The organism is Rhodococcus rhodochrous (genome assembly GCF_900187265.1).
Taxonomy (GTDB): Bacteria; Actinomycetota; Actinomycetes; order Mycobacteriales; family Mycobacteriaceae; genus Rhodococcus; species Rhodococcus rhodochrous.
This window is the reverse complement of the sequence record NZ_LT906450.1, coordinates 4,610,863-4,631,453: the sequence shown is the minus strand read 5'-3', so window position 1 is coordinate 4,631,453 and position 20,591 is coordinate 4,610,863. Positions and strand designations below refer to the sequence as shown.

The 20,591-nt window shown below is 67.9% G+C and carries 20 protein-coding genes; 11 read left to right on the top strand and 9 right to left on the bottom strand.

What is annotated here, in order from left to right; translation table 11 throughout:
- The first annotated feature begins 7 nt into the window (after positions 1–7).
- A complete protein-coding gene (locus tag CKW34_RS21100; protein WP_059384095.1) occupies positions 8–904 on the top strand; it encodes a LysR family transcriptional regulator in 897 nt (298 codons plus the stop codon).
- 52 nt (positions 905–956) lie between these two features.
- On the opposite strand, the gene CKW34_RS21095 is transcribed toward CKW34_RS21100, so the two are convergent.
- Positions 957–2,390 (bottom strand): MFS transporter, encoded by a 1,434-nt coding sequence (locus tag CKW34_RS21095; protein ID WP_059384096.1) that lies wholly within the window; start codon positions 2,388–2,390, stop codon positions 957–959.
- A 197-nt stretch (positions 2,391–2,587) separates the two neighbouring features.
- Here CKW34_RS21095 and CKW34_RS21090 point away from each other — a divergent pair, with 197 nt between their 5' ends.
- Complete coding sequence (locus CKW34_RS21090) at positions 2,588–3,808, top strand: CaiB/BaiF CoA transferase family protein (protein WP_059384097.1); 1,221 nt, start codon at positions 2,588–2,590, stop codon at positions 3,806–3,808.
- Between the two features lie 216 nt (positions 3,809–4,024).
- Entirely contained in the window at positions 4,025–4,300 is a 276-nt protein-coding gene (locus tag CKW34_RS21085) for a WhiB family transcriptional regulator (RefSeq protein WP_370670871.1), read from the top strand.
- Positions 4,301–4,305: 5 nt separating this feature from the next.
- Here CKW34_RS21085 and CKW34_RS21080 read toward each other — a convergent pair whose 3' ends face one another.
- A complete protein-coding gene (locus CKW34_RS21080) occupies positions 4,306–4,998 on the bottom strand; it encodes an SDR family NAD(P)-dependent oxidoreductase (RefSeq protein ID WP_059384099.1) in 693 nt (230 codons plus the stop codon).
- Positions 4,999–5,214: 216 nt separating this feature from the next.
- Between CKW34_RS21080 and CKW34_RS21075 the strand changes: the two genes are divergently transcribed.
- From CKW34_RS21075 to CKW34_RS21065, 3 genes are all read left to right on the top strand, one after another.
- Positions 5,215–5,928, top strand: a complete 714-nt coding sequence (locus CKW34_RS21075) for a dienelactone hydrolase family protein (protein ID WP_059384116.1) — start codon at positions 5,215–5,217, stop codon at positions 5,926–5,928.
- A 120-nt stretch (positions 5,929–6,048) separates the two neighbouring features.
- Positions 6,049–7,983 (top strand): 2-oxoacid:acceptor oxidoreductase subunit alpha, encoded by a 1,935-nt coding sequence (locus CKW34_RS21070; RefSeq protein ID WP_059384100.1) that lies wholly within the window; start codon positions 6,049–6,051, stop codon positions 7,981–7,983.
- Positions 7,980–9,050, top strand: a complete 1,071-nt coding sequence (locus CKW34_RS21065; protein WP_059384101.1) for a 2-oxoacid:ferredoxin oxidoreductase subunit beta — start codon at positions 7,980–7,982, stop codon at positions 9,048–9,050. The genes CKW34_RS21070 and CKW34_RS21065 overlap by 4 nt, the downstream gene beginning before the upstream one ends.
- A 51-nt stretch (positions 9,051–9,101) precedes the next feature.
- Here CKW34_RS21065 and CKW34_RS21060 read toward each other — a convergent pair whose 3' ends face one another.
- The 4 genes from CKW34_RS21060 to CKW34_RS21045 form a co-directional block, all read right to left on the bottom strand.
- Entirely contained in the window at positions 9,102–10,142 is a 1,041-nt protein-coding gene (locus tag CKW34_RS21060; RefSeq protein WP_226949771.1) for a DDE-type integrase/transposase/recombinase, read from the bottom strand.
- Complete coding sequence (locus CKW34_RS21055) at positions 10,115–10,567, bottom strand: hypothetical protein (protein WP_059384853.1); 453 nt, start codon at positions 10,565–10,567, stop codon at positions 10,115–10,117. The genes CKW34_RS21060 and CKW34_RS21055 overlap by 28 nt, the downstream gene beginning before the upstream one ends.
- Positions 10,568–10,676: 109 nt before the next feature.
- The gene (locus tag CKW34_RS21050; protein WP_059383731.1) at positions 10,677–12,071 is read right to left on the bottom strand and encodes an amidohydrolase family protein; all 1,395 of its coding nucleotides are present in this window, start codon (positions 12,069–12,071) and stop codon (positions 10,677–10,679) included.
- Positions 12,068–13,291 carry a CoA transferase gene (locus CKW34_RS21045; protein WP_059383732.1) on the bottom strand — a complete coding sequence of 408 codons (1,224 nt, stop codon included), beginning with the start codon at positions 13,289–13,291 and terminating at the stop codon, positions 12,068–12,070. The genes CKW34_RS21050 and CKW34_RS21045 overlap by 4 nt, the downstream gene beginning before the upstream one ends.
- A 58-nt stretch (positions 13,292–13,349) precedes the next feature.
- Here CKW34_RS21045 and CKW34_RS21040 point away from each other — a divergent pair, with 58 nt between their 5' ends.
- A complete protein-coding gene (locus CKW34_RS21040; protein WP_059383733.1) occupies positions 13,350–14,399 on the top strand; it encodes an enoyl-CoA hydratase/isomerase family protein in 1,050 nt (349 codons plus the stop codon).
- A gap of 43 nt (positions 14,400–14,442) precedes the next feature.
- Positions 14,443–14,856 (top strand): hypothetical protein, encoded by a 414-nt coding sequence (locus tag CKW34_RS21035; protein ID WP_059383734.1) that lies wholly within the window; start codon positions 14,443–14,445, stop codon positions 14,854–14,856.
- Between the two features lie 72 nt (positions 14,857–14,928).
- Here CKW34_RS21035 and CKW34_RS21030 read toward each other — a convergent pair whose 3' ends face one another.
- Complete coding sequence (locus CKW34_RS21030) at positions 14,929–15,924, bottom strand: MaoC family dehydratase (protein ID WP_059383735.1); 996 nt, start codon at positions 15,922–15,924, stop codon at positions 14,929–14,931.
- A 5-nt stretch (positions 15,925–15,929) separates the two neighbouring features.
- Entirely contained in the window at positions 15,930–16,805 is an 876-nt protein-coding gene (locus CKW34_RS21025) for an HpcH/HpaI aldolase/citrate lyase family protein (RefSeq protein WP_059383736.1), read from the bottom strand.
- Positions 16,806–17,018: 213 nt separating this feature from the next.
- Between CKW34_RS21025 and CKW34_RS21020 the strand changes: the two genes are divergently transcribed.
- The 3 genes from CKW34_RS21020 to CKW34_RS21010 are packed head-to-tail and all read left to right on the top strand — an operon-like array spanning position 17,019 to position 19,424.
- Positions 17,019–18,170: an acyl-CoA dehydrogenase family protein gene (locus tag CKW34_RS21020; protein WP_059383737.1), complete on the top strand. Its 1,152-nt coding sequence runs from the start codon at positions 17,019–17,021 to the stop codon at positions 18,168–18,170.
- A gap of 26 nt (positions 18,171–18,196) precedes the next feature.
- On the top strand, positions 18,197–18,943 hold the full coding sequence (locus CKW34_RS21015; RefSeq protein WP_016694498.1) for a GntR family transcriptional regulator: 747 nt from the start codon (positions 18,197–18,199) through the stop codon (positions 18,941–18,943).
- 28 nt (positions 18,944–18,971) lie between these two features.
- Positions 18,972–19,424 (top strand): MaoC family dehydratase, encoded by a 453-nt coding sequence (locus tag CKW34_RS21010; protein ID WP_016694499.1) that lies wholly within the window; start codon positions 18,972–18,974, stop codon positions 19,422–19,424.
- Positions 19,425–19,427: 3 nt separating this feature from the next.
- Here the strand turns inward: CKW34_RS21010 and CKW34_RS21005 are convergent, their stop codons facing one another.
- Positions 19,428–20,564: a PQQ-dependent sugar dehydrogenase gene (locus tag CKW34_RS21005; RefSeq protein ID WP_059383738.1), complete on the bottom strand. Its 1,137-nt coding sequence runs from the start codon at positions 20,562–20,564 to the stop codon at positions 19,428–19,430.
- Between the last annotated feature and the right edge of the window lie 27 nt (positions 20,565–20,591).

Genomic DNA, 20,591 nt, shown 5'->3' with positions numbered 1-20,591 from the left:
TCGACGCGTGGAGATCCATCAGGTGAAGGCGTTCCTGGCGGTGGCGGAGGAACTGCATTTCGGTCGGGCGGCGCAACGGCTGCACATGGCCCAGCCGCCGCTCAGCCGCACGATCCGCAGACTCGAGAAGGAACTCGGAGCCGAACTCTTCGAACGCAACACCCGCAGCGTGCGGTTGACGGAGAGCGGTCGCGCGCTCGTGGAGCCGGCCCGGAACATCCTCGACGCCTGCCGGCTGGCCGAGATGGCGGTGACCGCTGCGGGGTCGGGCCAGACCGGCAGGGTCCGTATCGGTTTCGCCGGTTCGTCCTCGCACTATCTCGTGGGCCGGTGGGCGAAGCTCGTGCGACGCACCCATCCCGGTATCGAATTCGTGCTCGACAGTTCGGCGTACGCGAGCGAGGCACTCAACAAACTGGCCGCGGGCAAGCTCGACATCGGCATCGTGCGCCTGTTGTTCTTCCCACCGGGGATCGCGTCGCGCGTCGTGGCCCGCGAGAACCTCGTCGTGGCGCTGCCCAGGGAACACCCGCTCGCCGGCCGCGAGGAGGTCCGGCTCGAGGACCTCGCGAGCGAGGCGTGGGTGATGCTTCCGGCCGAACCCGGATCGATGCTGCGCGAGCTGCTGCTCCGCCTCGCCCACGATGTCGGCTTCACGCCGAGAATCGTTCAGAGTGCCCCGGATTCGCTGTCGCTGATCGCCCTGGTCTCGGCCGGGGTCGGATGTTCGATGACGGTCTCGTCGGTTGCGGCGAACGTCATCAACCCCGAGGTCGTGTTCGTTCCCCTCGCCGATCATCCCGAGCCGCTCGACGTGCGGCTGGTGTGGCGGGAGGACGACGACAGTGCCGCGCTGCGAGAGGTTCTCCGCCTCTCCGAGGAAGCTCTGCCGACTCCGGAGTGACCGGGGTCGGCCGGCGACTGCGCCGGCCGGCCCCGAGTGCGAGGGATCCGTCCTAGGCATGGACGCGATCTCGTGGGGTGTCGTCGGAGCGAGGGGTGTCCTCGGTGCCCGGCGTACGACGGTCGCGCTCGGCTGCCTCCGACTGCTCGAGGGCGAGTTCGTCGGCGTCGGACTTCTCGGCGACCGACGGTGCCTTCGGGTCGTATCCGGTGCGCTTGAGCAGCGCCAGGGTGCACACGAGGGAGACCGCTGCGTAGCAGGCCGCCGCGATGGCCACACCGGTGACGTCACCCGACGAGTTGAGCAGGTACTGCGCGAGCACCGGGGTGCCACCACCGACGATCAGCGAGCACAGCTGGTAGGCGAGCGACAGGCCCGAGTAACGGATGTTCGCCGGGAAGGCGCGGGCCAGGATGCCGGCGATCGCGCCGTAGAACATCGAGTGCGGAATCGTCGCGAGGCACATACCGATCGCGGCGATCGCGAAGGTCTCGGTGCGGATCGCGAAGAACATCGCGGGCATGAGGAACAGCTCCGGGACGATCATCAGGAGCATGGCCTTGCGCATGTCGATCTTCGACACCAGCACGGCACCGAAGGGTTGCACGATGAACTGCACCACGAGGGCGATCGCGATGATCGCGAGGAAGGTGCCGCGCTCGTAGCCGAGTTCGCTCGTCGCCCACGACAGCGCGAAGGTGTTCTTGAAGTAGGTCACCTGGGCGAGGGGCAGTGCACCGGCACCGAGCAGGACCAGGACCCAGTGCTTGCGCAGCACTTCCTTGATCGGGAGCTTGACCGTCTTCTTGCGCGCCAGAACGGCTTTCATCGCGTCCGATTCCTCGAGCTTGAGGCGGATGATCAGGCCGACGGCGACCAGTGCACCGGAGAGCAGGAACGGGATGCGCCAGCCCCACATCATGAACTGCGGGGTGGGCAGCGCGGCGAGGAAGAAGAACGCCATCGTCGACAGCAGGTTGCCGGCGGGCGAACCCTGCTGCGCGAACGCCGAATACAGGATTCCCTTGCCCTTCGGGGCGTTCTCGCTGGCGATGAGGACGGCACCGCCCCATTCTCCGCCGACCGCGACGCCCTGCACGATGCGCAGGAAGACGAGCAGGACCGGCGCCCACATCCCGATCTGCGCGTAGGTCGGGAGCAGGCCGATACCCACCGTCGCGATGCCCATCATGACGAGCGTGATGACGAGGGTGTTCTTGCGTCCGATGCGGTCGCCGAGATGGCCGAAGATGACGCCACCGAGCGGGCGGGCGAGGAAGCCGGCCCAGAGGGTGACGAACGCGAGGAGGGTCGCGACACCGCTCGAGAGTTCGTCCGAGAAGAAGATCTGGCCGAACACCAGCGCGGCGGCCGTGCCGTAGATGTAGAAGTCGTACCACTCGATGGTGGTGCCGATGAAGGAGGCGATGCCGGCCTTGCGGGCCTTCTTCGCGATCTCCTGATCGGTGGGTGTGGACGAACTCATGCGCCCTCCGTCTCTTACGCCCCCGACGAGGCGGGTGGAATGTGGTCTGCGTCTCATCAGAGGGTGGCAGGGCTCGGCTTTGCAGTCCAATACCCAATGGGACGCGGATCGATACCTCAGAGGTATTACCGGGGAGTCGGTGTTCGGCCTGGTAGACATACGCCGGACGGAACCGCGAACGCGAAAGGAACACCACGGTGACGAGCGACGGAACCACTCGGAGCGAGGTGGAGGTTTCTGCCGGCCTGCCGTTGGAGGGCACCACCGTGGTGAGCCTCGAGCAGGCGGTCGCCGCGCCCCTCGCGACGCGCCACCTCGCGGATCTCGGTGCCCGGGTCGTCAAGGTCGAACGCGTCGGAGACGGCGACTTCGCCCGCGCCTACGACAGCGCTGTGCAGGGACTGGCCGCCCACTTCGTGTGGCTCAACCGCGGCAAGGAATCCTTCGCCGTGGACCTCAAGTCGCCCGAGGGCATCGACGCGGTGAAGAAGCTGATCCGCGGCGCCGACGTCTTCCTGCAGAATCTCGCACCCGGCGCGGTGGAGCGTCTCGGACTCGGTGCCGACGACCTGCGTGCCGACCACCCGGAACTCGTGGTGGTCAACATGTCGGGATACGGAACCGATGGACCGATGCGCGACCGCAAGGCCTACGACATGCTCGTGCAGTCCGAGACCGGCCTGTGCTCGATCACCGGCACACCCGAGACGGCAGTGAAGACGGGCATCCCCACCTCGGACATCGCCGCGGGCATGTACGCGCTCACCTCGATCCAGGCGGCGCTGCTGCGCCGGCACCGCACCGGCGTCGGCGCAACGATCGACGTGTCGATGTTCGACGCGACCGCCGAATGGCTCGGCTACCCGATGTACCTGCAGATGTACCAGGGACGCCAGGTGCCGCGGATGGGTCTGTCGCACACCTCGATCGCGCCGTACGACAAGTACCCCACCTCGGACGGCGAGATTCTCATCGGCGTGCAGAACGACCGGGGCTGGCGCACGCTCACCGATGTGCTCGGCATGCCCGAACTGGGCGACGATCCGCGCTACGCCACCAATCTCGAGCGGGTGCGTCGCCGCGAGGAGGTCGATGCGCTGGTCGGGCAGGCCACCAAGCAGTTCACCAGTGCGGAGCTCGACGGGAAGCTCGCCGACGCCGGTGTGCCGGCCGCGCAGCTGCGCGATCTGCGTGGGCTCATCGAGCACCCCCAGCTCGCGACGCGCGATCGCTGGCGTGAGGTGCAGACCGAGGCGGGGACGGTGCGCGGCATCCTGCCGCCGATGAACTTCCGGGACGTCGAACTGCCGATGGGCGCGGTGCCGGGGCTCGGTCAGCACACCGACGCGGTGCTCGCGGATCTCGGGCTCACCGACGAGCAGATCGCGGGCCTGAAGAAGGCCGGCATCGTCGGCTGATCCGCCTCGCCCGGTCCGCTCAGCTTCGTCCGCTCACCAAATGTGCGGCCATAGCTTCCGGTACTTATAGGTATCCGAAGCGACTGGCATCGTCGATTCTGATGAATTCGTGCTGCTCAGCGATTGACGATCCCCGACGGGTACCGAAAAATGGCCGTACAAATACTCGTTCGACGAGTGCGGGTCCGCGATGGCCCGATGGGCAAGGAGGCGGCGATGTACGGATCCGGCGACCGTGACTGGGTGGTCGCGGCGCGGTGCCGCGGGGTGGACACGTCGATGTTCTTCCCTCAGCCCGAGGACGGCCGCGGTGCGGTGCTCCGGGCCGAGCGGCAGGCGAAGGAGGTCTGTCGCTCCTGCCCGGTGATCGACGCGTGCCGAGAGCACGCCGTGCGCACCGGAGAGACGCACGGCGTATGGGGCGGTATGAACTACTCCGAACGACGAGCCTTCGAACGTGCGATGAAACTCGGTCGCCTCCAGTCGGTCTGACGCAGTCAGCCGACGTTGGTGACGGGGATCAGACCACCGGTGATGGAGGCGCCCGCATCGGAGATCAGGAACTCGATGACCTTCGCGATGTCGGCCGGCTTCGACCAGCGGCTCGTGTCGGCGTCGGGCATCGCGGCGCGGTTGGCCGGGGTGTCGATGACGACGGGCAGCAGCGCGTTGACGCGGATGTGGTCGTCGCGGTACTCGAGCGCCATCGTCTCGACCAGCGCCGACACCGCGGCCTTGGAAGCGATGTAGGAGGCGCCGCCCGGGAAGGGGTTGAGCGTCGCGGCGGTGGAGATGCAGACGATCGATCCACCGCCGCGGCGGATCAGGTGGGGAAGTGCCGCCTGGCTGACGGAATAGGCGGTGCGCAGGTTGAGATCGAGTTGGGAGTCGAGCACCTCGATCGGGGTCTCGTGCACCCGCGGTCCGGAGGTGAAGCCGCCGACGAGGTTGACGACGCCGAACAGGGGGGCGTCGGGGTCGTCGCACGCCAGGTTCAGGGCGTCTTCGAGTTGTTGCTCGTCGGAGAGGTCGGCCTGGACGAGCCGGAGGTTCGGATGCGTGCCGACGCGCTCGAGCTCGTCACGGACCAGCCACGGCACCACGACCCGCCATCCGGTGTCGAGGAGATGTTTCGTCACGGCGCTGCCGAGTCCGCCGGTGCCACCACTGACCAATACGGTGCGAGCCATCTGCCTGTATCCCTTTCGAGCGAGCCGTCTGCCGTGCTCCGACCGTACGTCGGTGCGCGAGAGGAACGATACCGCAAAACGGAAATGATGTTCTCATTTTTTTCGGTGGTCGGGACGGACGGCCCCTGAGCTGCGGCGACGGGTGGATGCGCTGCCCGCTGAACGACTTCGTACGAAGATCATGACGAACAAACGACGCAAGTGGAAGGACGGTCGATGACCGACATCGAGGCAGAATTCGTTCACATCGCAGGTCTGCGCGCCTACCTGGCCAGGCCGCTCGGCGGTGCCACCGGAGGAATGCTGCTGCTGCCCATGATCACGGGCATCGACGCCCAGGTCCGCGAGTACGCGCACGACATCGCCGGAACCGGTGTGACCGCGCTCGTCTGGGATCCCTGGCACGGACCGAGCGCCGACGACAGCTCGCGCGAGGAACTCGTGGAGTTGATGCGGGGCCTCGACGACGAGAAGTGCCTCGCGGAGATGGCGACCCTGCTCGACCACGCCTTCGGTGAACTACGCCTGGAGAAGGTCGGCGTGATCGGGTGGTGCCTCGGCGGACGCCTCGCCCTGATCCTCGGCGCCCGCGACACGCGCGTCGCGAACGTCGTCGCCTACCACCCGTCGATCGCGGTGCCGCCCGCCCCGAACCATACGATCGACGCCGTCGAACAGGCAGGTCACGTCGCGGCACCCGTCATGGTGCTGCACGCCGGCGCCGATACGATCATGAGCGCCGAGACCTTCGCGAACCTGCAGGCGACGCTGCAACAGCGCGAGACCGGCGCGACCATCACCCACGTCTATCCGGGCGCCGAACACGGCTTCTCCTCCCGCGACCGGCACGGCAATCCCGTCAACGCCGACGCCTACGCGGTGTCGTGGCCCCAGGCGCTGAGCTTCATCGGGGATACCGTCCGCTCCTGACGCATCCGCTACAGAATCGGCTTTCCGCTACCGCAATTGCTGTAGCGGAAAGCCGATCTTGTAGCGGATGGGCAGAATTTTTCGGGAGAAACGGTTGCACATGCGCGCGTGAGGGCCACGATGGAGCGCATGGCGTCGAGCGCGAAACTCGAACAGGTCGTCATCCGCATCGCCGGCGACTCCGGCGACGGCATGCAACTCGCCGGTGACCGGTTCACCGCCGAGGCAGCCGCCTTCGGCAACGACCTGGCCACACAACCCAACTTTCCCGCCGAGATCCGCGCACCTCAGGGCACTCTTCCCGGAGTCTCGAGCTTCCAGATCCAGATCGCCGACCACGACATCCTCACCGCAGGCGACCGGCCCGACGTGCTGGTCGCGATGAACCCGGCGGCCTTCAAGGCCAATGTCGGCGACCTGCCCCGAGGTGGCACCCTCATCGTCAACAGCGACGAGTTCACCAAACGGAACCTGAGCAAAGCGGGCTACGACGCCGATCCGCTCGGCACCGATGCCGTGGAGCACCTGACCGTCCACGCCATGCCGATGAGCACGCTCACCGCCGGAGCCGTCGAACCCGCCGGCGTGGGCAAGAAGGACGCGCAGCGCTCGAAGAACATGTTCGCGCTCGGTCTCCTGTCGTGGATGTACGGGCGGCCCATCGCGCCGGTCGAGACGTTCCTCGAGCGCAAGTTCGCGTCGAAACCCGACATCGCGCACGCGAACATCCTCGCCCTGCGCGCCGGCTGGAACTACGGCGAGACCACCGAGGCGTTCGCGACGACCTACGAGGTGGCCCGCGCGTCGCTGCCGTCCGGGACCTACCGGCAGATCACCGGCAACACCGCCCTCGCCTACGGTCTCGTCGCGGCAGGTCGCGCGGCGGGGATGGACGTCTTCCTCGGCACCTACCCGATCACGCCGGCCTCCGACATCCTCCACGAACTGAGCAGGCTCGAACGCTTCGGCGTGCACACCTTCCAGGCCGAGGACGAGATCGCGGGTATCGGCGCCGCGATCGGCGCGTCCTACGGCGGTGCGCTCGGGGTCACGAGCACGTCCGGTCCGGGAATCGCCCTGCAATCCGAGGCCATCGGTCTGGCGGTGATGACCGAGCTTCCGCTGATCGTCGTCGACGTCCAGCGCGGCGGACCGTCCACGGGACTGCCGACGAAGACCGAACAGGCCGACCTGATGCAGGCGATGTTCGGCCGCAACGGCGAATCACCCGTCGCGATCGTCGCTCCGCAGTCACCCGCCGACTGCTTCGACGCCGCACTCGAGGCCGCGCGCATCGCGATCACCTACCGCACCCCGGTCATGCTGTTGTCCGACGGCGCGATCGCCAACGGATCCGAGCCGTGGCGGATCCCCGACATCGACGACCTGCCCCGCATCGACCCGCGCTTCGCCGCGTCGCCGGGTGACGACGACCCCGGCTACCTGCCCTACGCCCGCCACGCCGACACCCTCGCGCGCGACTGGGCGATACCCGGAACCGCAGGTCGCGAGCATCGGATCGGCGGACTCGAGAAGGCCGACGGCACAGGCGACATCTCGTACCACCACACCAACCACGAGCTGATGACCCGACTACGGGTCGCGCGGGTGGCCGGTATCGACGTCCCGAATCTCGACGTCGACGATCCCACCGGTGACGCCGAGGTGCTCGTGCTCGGCTGGGGGTCGTCGTACGGGCCGATCGGGGAGGCCGTGCGTCGTGCTCGACGCGCCGGTCATCGGGTGGCCCGAGCACATCTGCGTCACCTGGCGCCGATGCCGAAGAACCTCGGCGACGTACTCGGACGCTACCGGCGCGTGCTGGTCCCGGAGATGAACCTCGGTCAGCTGTCGTTCCTTCTGCGGTCGCGGTTCGACGCCGACATCCAGCCGGTGACGAAGGTGGCGGGCATGGCTTTCCGCGCCGACGAACTCCACGACGCCATCGAAGCCGAATTCGCCGGAACACTCGCCGACACCGAACGATCCCGGACTCCGGACGCGGTCGCCTCGTCGACGAAACTCGACCCCACAGCAGAGAGGGCACGAGCATGACCGGACTCCTCGGCCACGATCTCGGACTCCGCCCGCACATCGATGCGCTCGACGGTGTGCCCCGCACGGACGTTCCGCAGAAGGCGAAGGACTTCACCTCCGACCAGGAGGTGCGGTGGTGTCCGGGTTGCGGCGACTACGTCATCCTCGCGACGGTCCGCAGCCTGCTGCCCGAATTGGGTGTCCGGCGTGAGAATCTCGTGTTCGTCTCCGGCATCGGATGCTCGTCGCGCTTCCCCTACTATCTCGACACCTACGGTGTGCACTCGATCCACGGACGCGCCCCGACACTCGCGACCGGTCTGGCGGTGACGCGTCCGGATCTGTCGGTGTGGGTCGTGACCGGCGACGGCGACGCCCTGTCGATCGGTGGCAACCATCTCGTCCACGCCCTGCGTCGCAACGTGAACATGCGGATCCTGTTGTTCAACAACCGGATCTACGGCCTGACCAAGGGGCAGTACTCGCCGACCTCGGAGGTCGGCAAGGTCACCAAGTCCTCACCCGGCGGGTCGGTCGACGCACCGTTCAACACCCTGTCGCTCGCGCTCGGCGCCGAGGCGTCCTTCGTCGCACGTGCTCTCGACTCCGATCGCGCCGGACTGACAGAGGTCCTGCGCGCGGCGGCGCACCACCGCGGCACGGCCTTCGTCGAGATCCTGCAGGACTGCCCGATCTTCAACGACGGCTCGTTCGACGTGTTGCGCAAGGACGAAGCGCCGTCGCACCTGATCCGGCTGCGGCACGGCGAACCGATCATCTTCGGCGTCGACAACGAGCTCTGCGTCGTCCGAAAGGGTTTCGGCCTGCGGGTGGTGCAACGCTCCGAGGTGGACGCCGCCGACATCGTCGTGCACGACGCGCACACCGACGACCCCGAATACGCGTACGCGCTGTCGCGGTTGTCGGACCAGGACCTCCGTTACGTCGTCACGGGGATCGTGCGGCAGGTCGGGCGGACGACCTACGACGACGCCGAGCGTGCTCGGGTGCGGGTCGCGCAGGAGTCCGGCGCCGCCGACCTGCAGCAATTGTTGCGGGGCGACAACACGTGGACCGTTCCCTGACGCTCGCATCCGCTACCGTCCTGGTCATCCGCTACGACAATTCGGAAGTTGTCAACCTGTCTGAGACAGATCAGGTGTGTTGATTCCCGTCGGTTGCGGTAACGCCGGCGCTGCCGGTCGACGCCGGAACCGATGCGGATACTTTTCGTGGATCCGGTTGAGACGCTCCTGCCGACGTCGGTGTTCCTCGGCGGCACTGCCGAGGAACACCGACACCGGCGTGTACCGCCCCAGCCCTGCGTGCCGGTGCTCGAGCGCATACCGGTTCATGAAGTCTTCGGTCCACCGCCGAGCATGATCGATATCATCGAACCGATCCGGACATGTCAGGTCGTACTTGATGGTCTTGAACAATGACTCCGAGAAGGGATTGTCGTCACTGACCCGCGGACGGGAGAACGACGACACGACCCCCGCCGCGGCGAGGGCATCGAGCAACAACCCCGACCGCATCGATGCCCCGTTGTCGGCATGCAACACCCCCGGCGCCCCGAACGCGGTGAACGCTTCGGTGAACATCTCTACCGCCTTGGCCTTGTCCTCGTGGTATTCGATGCGCCACGCCACCGGAAACCGTGAGTACACATCGATTGCCAGATACAACCGAAACTGGTCCTGCGTGCGGGGCCCCTTGAGTGTCGTGATGTCCCACGACCACAGGTCCCCGACGTCGATGGCCTCGACGACCGGTGCGCAGCGGGGCGTCGACGGTCCTCCGGTGCGGCTGCGACGCCGGTCCCCGGTGAGCTTCTCGGCCCGGGCCACCCGATAGAACGTGACCTCCGAGCAGTCCACCAATCCGTCATCGAACGAACGCCAATAGATTTGACACACAGACTGATCCGCGTTCTCCTCGGCGAGGATCAACGCGACGATGGTGGCCTTCTCGGCCGGCGACAGTGCCGCTGGTTGCTGCCGCTGTCGCTGCGGGATCGGATCGGTGACCGGCCGATAGTGCCGGTAGTGGTGGGCCCGCCGGTAATAGCTCGACCGGGCGATCCCCACGAGCGCACATCCCCGGGTGACCGACATTCCCGCCTCGGTCAGTTCGGTGACGATGTCGGTCAGGACAACGCTTTGCGCTCGAGCCACAGCGCGTACTCGCGTGCGCTCATCAATGCCGGCGGGATCTCGGTGGTCTCGTCGGTCGAGGTCTTGTGGATCCCCTGCAAGAGCTCGAATGCTTTTCCCAGGATCTCCACGGCGGCGTCGCTCTGGGCGACTTTGTCGCGGAGGCGTTCGTTTTCGCGGCGGAGTTCGGCGAGCTCCGCGCGGTCTCGACTGTCCAATCGGTCCCTCGCTTTGTCTGCTGCTTCGACCATCGACTTCTGCAAGTGTCCCTCATCGCGGGCCTGCAGCCAGCGGCGGACGGTGCCTTGGGCGAGATTGTTCTCGCGCAGCAGTCGGGTCTTGGCGCCGCGTTCGACGCAGGTGTCCCATCGGCGCAAGAACTCGATTTTGTAGGCCATGGAGAACGCGCGGTGGCCTTGTTGGGTTCGTCCTACGGGGATGGTCATGAGGTCGGACATCTGTGTCGCTCCGATCCCCGCGTTGGTTGTCAGGATGTCTCACGACCATCCTGACAACCAACGAATTGCGGTAGCGGATGACCGACGTTGTAGCGGATCAGGCGTGGTGGACGACGCGACCGGCGATGACGGTCGCGCGGACCAACTCTGCGGTGGGTGCTGCGAGGACGTCGGCCAGGGGTCGATCGAGCAGGACGAGATCGGCCGGCGCGCCGACCCGCACGCGACGAGCAGTGCCACCGGGATCGTCGAGCGGGGCCAGACACCGGTCGAGCGCGGTCGGGGCAGGGATCCGTTCGTCCACCCCGGCGACGTCGCCGGTCGGGCACGTACGGGAGACCGCCGCGGAGATCACCGCCCACGGGTCGGCGGGGCCGTAGGGGGCGTCGCTGGACAGCGCGACCGGCACATCACCGTCGAGGAGGCTCCGGCACCGATAGAGGTCGGGCAGGTCGACGGCGGGCACGTCGCGGAGGTAGGTGTCGCCGCGGTCGGCGAGGAAGCCGGGTTGGGTGACCACCTGCAGCCCGAGGCGTCGCAGGTCGCCGATCGACTCGGCCGGGACGAGCGCGCCGTGCTCGATACGGTCGCCGGGGGCGGTGCCCACCTCGGTGAAAACGGCGAGCAGGATCGCGAACGCCTCGCGACTGACGCAGTGCACCGCCACCGCGCGACCCGCATCGTGGACGCGGCGGATCGTCGTCGCGAGATCGTCGAGGTCGGGCAGTCCGGAGTCGGCGAGCACGATCTTGTGCGGCCCCGCGGCGAACGTCTCCGAGTCCACGAAATCCAGTGGTGCACCGAGAAGTCGGATGCGCTGCGGGACGGACCCGTCGACGTGGGAGGCGCGGAGGTGTTCCAGGGTCGAGGGGGTGAGGTCGGGCGTCGCGTCGGTGAGACCGGTGATGCCGTAGGACGCCAGTTCGGCACCCACGTCTGCGAGCGATGGTGGGCCGGAGTCGGGTAGCCGGTCGCGGAGCCATGTGTCGGCGCGCCACACGCGTCCTGTCGGTCGTCCCTTCTCGTCGCGTTCGACGCCGGGGTGATCGGCCGTTGCGAGTCCCGTGAGTGCGGCGGCGGTGGAGTTCAGGAACCATACTGCACCGCTTCGGTGTTGGATGCGCACGGGACGCTCGGCGTGCAGCATGTCGAGAGAATCCAGATCCAACAGGCCGGCAACGTCCTCCGAGTACCCGACACCCCGTATCCATCCGTTACCGGCCGCGGTTGCGAGTGCGCGGGCGAGGTCGTCGGCGGTGTGGACGGCAGGTGGGCCGCAGCGGACCGATGTGCGGTCGGCCGCGAGGGCGTGCAGGTGGATGTGGTGGTCGTGCAGGCCCGGAAGCAGTGCGCCTCCACGACCGTCGACGACGTCGGCCGACGCGGGTACCGGCACTTCCGATCCGAGGACTGCGACGACCCCGTCACGGATGAGGACATCGGTTCCGCCGATGCCGTCGACCTCGACGTCGCGTACGACGAGGACGCTCACGGCCGGATGCCCAGATCGGTGAGTACGCGCCGGGTGTCGCGCCCGGATTCGGCGACCTCACCGGAGATTTCACGCCTCTGGGGTTCGGCGACGGCAACGGCACCGTCCGTTGTCTGCAGCACCCACTGTTCGCCGTCACGGATGGCGGGTTGCGAGATGGTCGTGGGTTCGTCGAGAGTCGCCGCGACGACGGCGGACATCGAGATGTCCCAGAGTTTTCCGCGCCCGTCGGGTGGTGCCGACATGGCCAGCGCCGCGGCGGTGAGACCCGTGAGAGGATCGGCGATCGCATCGCCGACGAAGACAGGACCTTCCGCGTCGTACGCGATCAGTCCGGCGGAGGCGGCGATGTCGTCGCCGAAACCCACGCGGTGCGAATCCCGTCCGTGCGCGGTGATCGAGATCCATGTGGTGCAGTCGTCCACGGCTTTCACCGCGTCGAGGCCGAAACCGGCGAGTGCCCGCGGTCGCGACGCCTCGATCACGATGTCGGCCGCTGCCACCAGTTCCGCGAGTTCGCGTCGTTGCGTGTCGTCGGCGGGGTCGAGCACGACCGATTCGTGCCCGCCGTGCAGCAGTCGGTAGAACTCGGCATTGCCGCGACGCGCACCGTCCGGCCGCGACGGCGTCTCGACCTTGACGACGCGCGCACCGGCGAGACCGAGCAGATGCGCACACAGGGGGCCGGCCCACAGGGCGCTGAAGTCGACGACGAGCAACCCGTCGACCGGACGGGGTTCCGACGGCGTCGGCGGAGCGGCGACACCGTGGACGACAGGTCCTGCCGCGATTCCGAGCAGTTCGGCACGCTCGGCCAGCTCCGCCCCGGTGTGTTCGACGAGCCAGTCGGCGACGGCAGGCCACGGATCGCCGGGGATCTCCTCGCCGATCAGGGCGCCGAGCAGGAGTGGGTCGTCGGGACGTGCGCAGGAGACCGCAGCCCACCCGTCGATCGTCGGCAGCAGACGACATGCACCTCCGGCGGAGACCGCTCCACTGCGACGATGACCGGTGAACGCGGCGCGTTCGGACAGCAGGCGCGCACCGTCGACGTCGACGACGCCACCGGACGCCGCGGAGATCCACGCGGAGCGTTCGCGGGCGACGGTGGCGGCGCGACCGGATGGGAGCAGTGGGGGACCGTCGACTCTGCCGGTCAGAGAGGCAATTCCGCTGTCGGCCCAGTCGCGTACCGGGTCTGCGGCGAGGTCGGGGGCCACGACCGTGATGTTACATTTCGTGCCGGATGGGGCCTGGTGGAGTACAAGGACGGACCACATGGATACGGCACGAACGATGCTTCTCTCCGCTGCGGACCTGGCGAACGGAACGGCGGGAGAGCCCCTTCTCTGTGAGGGCGGTGCCGTGTCCCGGCCGATGGTCGTCGTCGATCTCGACGGAGGCCTTCCCCTGCTCGAGCGTGCCGTCGAACAGGCGGCACGGGCCGACCGGATCCTCGTCGGCCGCGCGACCCGCGAGATTCCCTCCGAGGTCCGTCCGTTGATCGACGCGCTCGACCTCACCTACGCGCCGGTCGCGCAGTCCCGCGGCGTGGTGGAGACGCCGGATCCGGACGCGAGCATCGCGGCGTTCGCCGAGGCCGTCGCCGCGAACCCGCAGGCCGCGCTGGTGGCACGGCAGGTCGTGCGGGCATCCGAGACGCTCGCGGTCCCGGAAGCGATCGACGTGGAGTCGCTCGGCTACTCGACGTTGCAGGGCGGACCGGAGTTCGCCGCGTGGCTCGCCGGACGCGGTCCGCGCCCACTGCCGCCGCCCTCGGACGAACCGGTGCTGATCGCCCGCGATGGCGACCTCCTGCACATCACGCTCAACCGGCCCGAGCGTCGCAATGCCTACGGAACGGTGCTGCGCGACGCTCTCGTCGACGCCTTGCGACTCGCGATCCTCGACGACAGCATCGAACGGGTCGTGCTCGACGGGGCGGGATCGTCGTTCTGCGCCGGCGGTGATCTCGACGAGTTCGGTCGCACGCCCGACATCACGCTCGCGCACTTCGTCCGGACGCGCGGGGGAGCGGGGCGTCTCGTCGCGCAACTCGCCGGTCGTATCGAGGTGCGGTTGCACGGTCACTGCATCGGTGCGGGTATCGAGATCCCGGCCTTCGCGGGGTGGGTGGCCGCGACTCCCGACACGGTCTTCCGGCTCCCGGAGGTCTCGATGGGTCTCATCCCCGGGGCCGGCGGGACGGTCAGCATCCCGCGGCGGATCGGCAGGTGGCGGTCGCTGCACCTGTTCGTCACGGCCGCGCCCCTCGACGCCTCCCGCGCACTCGACTGGGGATTGGTGGACGAGATCCGCGACATGTGAACAATCTGTTGACAACGAGTTGTTCACACGCCATCCTGGGTTCATGTCCGAGGAAGGCTTCACCCCACCGAATCCGAGTCGCGAACGCGCGCACCGTGAGTACGCGGGGCTGTTCCGGATCGCCGAACGGCACGGCAACACTCCCGAGCAGCGGGCCAGGCAGTCGCACCCGGAGATGCTCGACCCGCTCGGCGCCATCCGTCTCGTCGCGGCTCTGGCGGGTGGCGTGCACAGTCCCGGCCCCGGCGAACCCGAGGTCGACGACGCCGACGTCATCGCCGCGCTCGGTCTGGTCCCGAAGGCACGCGCCGAGATGGACCAACTCGAGGCGCTGATCCTCCGCATCGCACGGGAACGCGGGATGACCTGGCAGGAGATCGCTTTCGGCCTCGGCCTGGGAAGCACCCAGGCGGCCCGGCAACGCTACGAGCGCCTCGTCAAGCGGGTCGACGCGTAACGGCGAAACCGACGTCGTGCGCGATTTCCCGGAGGATTTCGCACACGACGTCGGTCTCGGCAGCAGTGGCCGTCAGGCCATGAGTGCGGTGAACCGCCAATCCAGGACGGGAGCCGGCTCGGCATCTCCGCGGTGCGCGTAGACGAGCGACCGCAGGTTCAGCACGCCACCGCCCTCGGCGAGGGGCTCGGCGGATTCGACGTGCAGGTCGCTGGTGAGGGTGTCGCCCTCCTGCACCGGGCCGGTGTGGTCGCACGACTTCCAGCCCAGCACCGTCACGAGATTCGGCAGGGCGCGCGTCGCCTGTGAGAAGGCCAGGCCGATGGTGTGGCCGCCGTAGACGAGACGACCGGATGCGCCGACCCGCTCGTCGTGGTGCGTCGCCGCGATGTTGAGGCTCAGGCGCGCGAGTTCCGGTGCGCTCGAGACGACGTCGCCGCTGGACTGCAGCACGGCGCCGGCGAGGGACTTGTCGAAGTGCTCACCCGGCACCTTCGATCGGTAGACACTCAGATCCCAGTCGGCGGGCGCGGACCACTGCGGTTCGTCCTGCGGCCCGATGGCCGAGAGGTCGTCGGAGTGCACCACGCGGTCGGGGTCGGGATTCTCGCTCAACGGCAGCATTGCGCAGCGGTAGAAGTCGAGGACGGTGTTGCCGTCCTGGTCGACGGTGTTCATGCGCAGCGCCGCGAGACCGGTGGGCTTGCGTCCGGGCTTGGCCGAATTCTCCTTCAGCCCCACGACTTCGGTGGTGGTGTAGAGGGTGTCGCCGATGTGCGGGAAGCGGCGGAAACGCAGACCGCGGTAGAAGAGATTGGCCTTGACGTGGTGCGTGACGAGGGTGGACTGCCCGATCGCGATGTCGGTGACGAAGCCGGCGTGCGCGACCGGCCCACCCGCGACGGCGGCCGAGAGGTGCTTGTCGAGCGGAAGACGCAGGCGGTCACCGAGAATGCTCTGGTGCGCGGCGGCGAGACCGTCGGTGAGCGTCACGGCGGGGGCGGTGTCGAAGACCTGGCCGACGGTCAGTTCGTCGAAGTAGGGTCCGCCGACGTACGAGGTGGTCATGGCTTTCAGGCTCCGATCTTCGACAGGGTGCGGCGGGCGGCGACAGCGACGGCCTCGTCGAGCATCTGGCCGTCGAGCTGGGCGGCTCCGGCGCCGCGGTTCTCGGCTTCCTCGAGTGCGGTGAGGACCTTGCGGGCGGCGTCGACCTGATCGTCGGTGGGTGTGAAGGCTGCTGCGGCAGAGGTGATCTGCGCGGGGTGGATGACCCACTTGCCGTCGAATCCGAGATCGGACACCCACTGCGCCGAATGGCGGAAGGCGTCGTCGTCGGCGATGCCGAGGAACGGCCCGTCGATCGCCTGGACACCGGCGGCGCGGGCGGCGTGCAGTACGCGGTCCTGCACGTAGAGCCAGTGCTCGGGGGCGGCGGTGCGGGCGCGGCCCAGGGAGGCGCCGAGGTCGGCGTAGCCGATGATCACGCCGGCGACCCGGGAGCCCGCGACGATCTCGTCGATGCGCTGCACGCCGGCGGGGGTCTCGATGAGGGCCTGTACCGGGACGGTCGATTCACCGAGGATGCGGTCGGCCTCGACGAGATCGTCGGCGCTCTCGACCTTGGGGATCACGATCGAGGCGAGGGCGTCGCCGAGTGCGGCGCACGCGCGCAGGTCGTCCTCGAACCAGGGGGTGCCGCGTCCGTTGATGCGCACGGAGACGGTGCGTGTGGCGCCGTGCTCGCGGACCAGCGGAGCCACGAGCTCGCGGGCGGCGTCCTTCTGGGCGGCGGTGACGGCGTCCTCGAGGTCGAGGACGACCTCGTCGGCGGCGGAGGCGAGGGCCTTACCGGCTTTGCGTTCGTCGGAGCCGGGGGCGACGAGAACGGCGCGCCGGCGGAGGTGTTGCTCGGAAGACACGGGGACCTCGGGGAGTTCGGTCGGCAATGACGGCGCCAAATGTACGGCCATTGTTGGCGGTATGCCACCCCACGGAGAGGTGTGCCCATAGGAAGGTGCAGTCGTTCGTATCGGCTAAAACTCTGCAATCACGACGTCGAATGAGTGTCTTCGCGTTGACAACGCCCGAACTTGGTCCACAAAATGGCCGTACAAAGTTTCCCGGGTCCGTGTGGCCCGTCCCCGACGAAGGGTGCCCCCGTGACCTACCTGAACGACGAAGAGACTTTTCTGGTCAAGACCGTCCGCGACTTCATCGATCGGGAGGTCAAGCCGTCGGTGCAGGAGGTCGAGCACGCCAACGAGTACCCCGAGAAGTGGATCGAGCAGATGAAGCAGATCGGCATCTACGGGCTCGCCGTGCCGGAAGAGTACGGCGGATCGCCGGTGTCGATGCCCTGCTACGTCCAGGTCACCGAGGAACTCGCCCGCGGATGGATGTCGCTGTCGGGTGCGATGGGCGGGCACACCGTCGTCGCCAAGCTGCTGACCCTGTTCGGCACCGAGGAGCAGAAGAGCAAGTACCTGCCCAGGCTGGCCACCGGTGAGATCCGCGCGACGATGGCGCTGACCGAGCCCGGCGGCGGCTCCGACCTGCAGGCGATGACGACGACCGCCAAGCGCGACGGCGACGAGCTGGTCATCAACGGTGCCAAGACGTGGATCACCAACGCGCGTCGCTCGGGGCTGATCGCGCTGCTGTGCAAGACCGATCCCACCGCGCAGCCGCGCCACAAGGGCATCTCGGTGGTGCTCGTCGAGCACGGCCCGGGCCTGACGGTCTCGCGCGACCTGCCCAAGCTGGGTTACAAGGGCGTCGAGTCGTGCGAACTGAGTTTCGACAACTACCGCATCTCCGCCGACGCGATCCTCGGCGGCGAGCCCGGCAAGGGCTTCGCCCACATGATGAAGGGACTCGAGACCGGTCGTCTGCAGGTCGCCTCCCGCGCCCTGGGTGTCGCGACCGCCGCGCTCGAGGATTCGCTCGCCTACGCGCAGCAGCGCGAGAGCTTCGGCCAGCCGATCTGGAAGCACCAGTCCGTCGGCAACTACCTGGCGGAGATGGCCACCAAGCTCACCGCCGCGCGGCAGCTGGCGCGCTACGCGGCGGAGAAGTACGACAGCGGTGAGCGCTGCGACATGGAGGCCGGCATGGCCAAGCTGTACTGCTCGGAGATCGCGATGGAGATCGCCCTGAACGCGGTGCGCATCCACGGCGGTTACGGCTACTCCACCGAGTACGACGTCGAGCGCTACTTCCGCGACGCGCCGCTGATGATCGTCGGCGAGGGCACCAACGAGATCCAGCGCAACGTCATCGCGAGCCAGCTCGTAGCACGCGGCGGACTGTGACGACCGGCCGCTAGGATCGGTCCGTCATGGACTACAAGGTGCGGGAAACGGAACCGGCCTACGCGCAACTCGCGCGCCAGCTCCGGGAGGCCGTCGAGGCGGGGCGGTACAGCGACGGCACGCGGCTGCCCACGGAGGCCGAACTCGCCGAGGAACACGGCGTGAGCCGGCAGACGGTGCGGCGCGCCTTCCAGGATCTCGTCGCCGACGGCATCGTCTACCGCGTTCCCGGCCGCGGCACGTTCGCGAACGAGTCGGGCCGGCGTTACCGGCGTCAGCTCGGCTCGATCGAGGATCTGCTCGCGTTGTCGGCCGACACGGTCATGCAGATCGTCTCGCCGCTGCGACGCGGAGTCGACATCGACGCCGCGAGCCGGCTGCGCCTCGACACCGACGTGCTGTACACGGCGGTCTTCAAGCGTCTGCACGACGGAATCCCGTTCGTGCTCACCACCGTTCACCTTCCGGAATCCGTCGCCGCCCACGTGCTCGACGCGCCGGAACTTCAAGCGGGTGCGTCGAGCCGCAACACGATGATCGGACTGCTCGAACCGCATCTCGACAGCCCGATCGTCGAGGCCGCGCAATCCATCACGGTCGCGCTCGCCACCGAACAGGTGGCGACCGAACTGAATTGCGAAGTGGGACATCCCCTGCTGCGCGTCGACCGGTTGTACTCGAACGACGACGGCGTGCCCACCGAGTTGTCGGTGAGTTACTTTCTGCCCGAGCACTACACCTATCGCGTCACCCTCAGGCGAGCCGGTCTCTGACCGTCGCCGCACATCGACAGGAGCAACAATGCGGGTTTTCAACGGAATCGACGAGGTCGAGAAGGCCGTCGGCGAGCACCTCGGCCACAGCGACTGGCTCGAGATCGACCAGAAGCGGATCGACCTGTTCGCCGAGGCCACCGGCGACCACCAGTGGATCCACGTCGACCCCGAGCGCGCGAAGGACGGCCCGTACGGCAAGACCATCGCCCACGGCTACCTGACCCTGTCGCTGCTGCCGGTGCTCGGCACCCAGATCTTCTCCCTCGAGGGCCTGAAGATGAAGGTCAATTACGGCAGCAACAAGGTTCGCTACCCCGCGCCGGTCCCCGTCGGCTCGCGGATCCGCGCCGGCGCGGAGTTCAAGTCGCTCGAGCGCACGGCGAAGGGCGCGAACCTCGTCGTCGGATACACCATCGAGATCGAGGGCGGAGAGCGTCCGGCACTGGTCGCCGAGACGGTCGTCGTTCTCGTCCCCTGATCGTCAGGAGATCTCGATCCGGAGGATGCGATCGTCGTCGCCGGCCGGGCTGCCGCGACCGTCCCGGTTGGATGTCGTCAGCCACAGTGAGCCGTCCGGTGCGGCGACGACGGTCCGCAACCTTCCGTACTCGCCGACGAAGAAGTCGGTCGCGGTGGCTGCAGTGCCCTGAACGTCAGTGTCCTGGACATCGGTGTCCTGGACGTCGATGCGCCACAATCGTTCTCCACGAAGAGTCGCCATCCACAGGCTGCCCTCGAACCACGCCAGGCCCGACGGCGACGCCTGCGAGACCGGCCAGGTGAGCACCGGGTCGACGAATTCGTCGGACCCGCCGGCGCCTTCGACCACGGGCCAGCCGTAGTTCGCACCGGCCGTCACGAGATTCAGCTCGTCGACGTCGTTCTGTCCGAACTCCGACGCCCACAACCGTCCCCGGTCGTCGAATGCGAGTCCTTGTACGTTGCGGTGACCGAGCGAGTACACCGGCGACGCCGGATCGGGATTGCCGGGCGCGGGTTCGCCGTCGCCCGTGATGCGAAGGATCTTGCCGCCGAGTGAATTCGGGTCCTGGGCAAGTTCGCGTCGGCCCGCCTCGCCGGTCGCGACGTACAGCATCCCGTCGGGACCGAAGATCATCCGCCCGCCGTCGTGGATCCGCCCGGCCGGGATACCGTCGAGGATCACCTCCGGTTCGGCGAGCGTGGTGCCGTCGAAAACGGCTCGGAGTACCCGGTTGTCGCTGCCGGTTGTCACGTACAGGTACACGAAGCGGTCGGTGTCGAAGGTCGGCGACACCGCGATCCCCAGCAGTCCCGATTCGCCCTGCGCGAGGGTCTCGCCGACGCGACCGACCTCGCGGACCTCGCCGTCGGTGATCTCGACGATCCGGCCGGTGTTGCGCTCGGTCACCAGTGCAGAACCACCGGGAAGAAAAGCAACTCCCCACGGAGTGTCGAGACCGGACGCGACGATGCCGGTCACGCGCGGAGTGGCCGTCTCGGACGCCGAGTGCTCGACGATGGTACGGCTCACCCCGGCGGGACCCTCGTCGACGGACGGACTCGACGGGGACGCACATGCCCCGAGGTACACAGCTGTTGCTGCGGCGGCCAAGCCGACGAGAAGTGTCCGCGACATGGGTCGATCCTCTCTTACCGAGGTCCG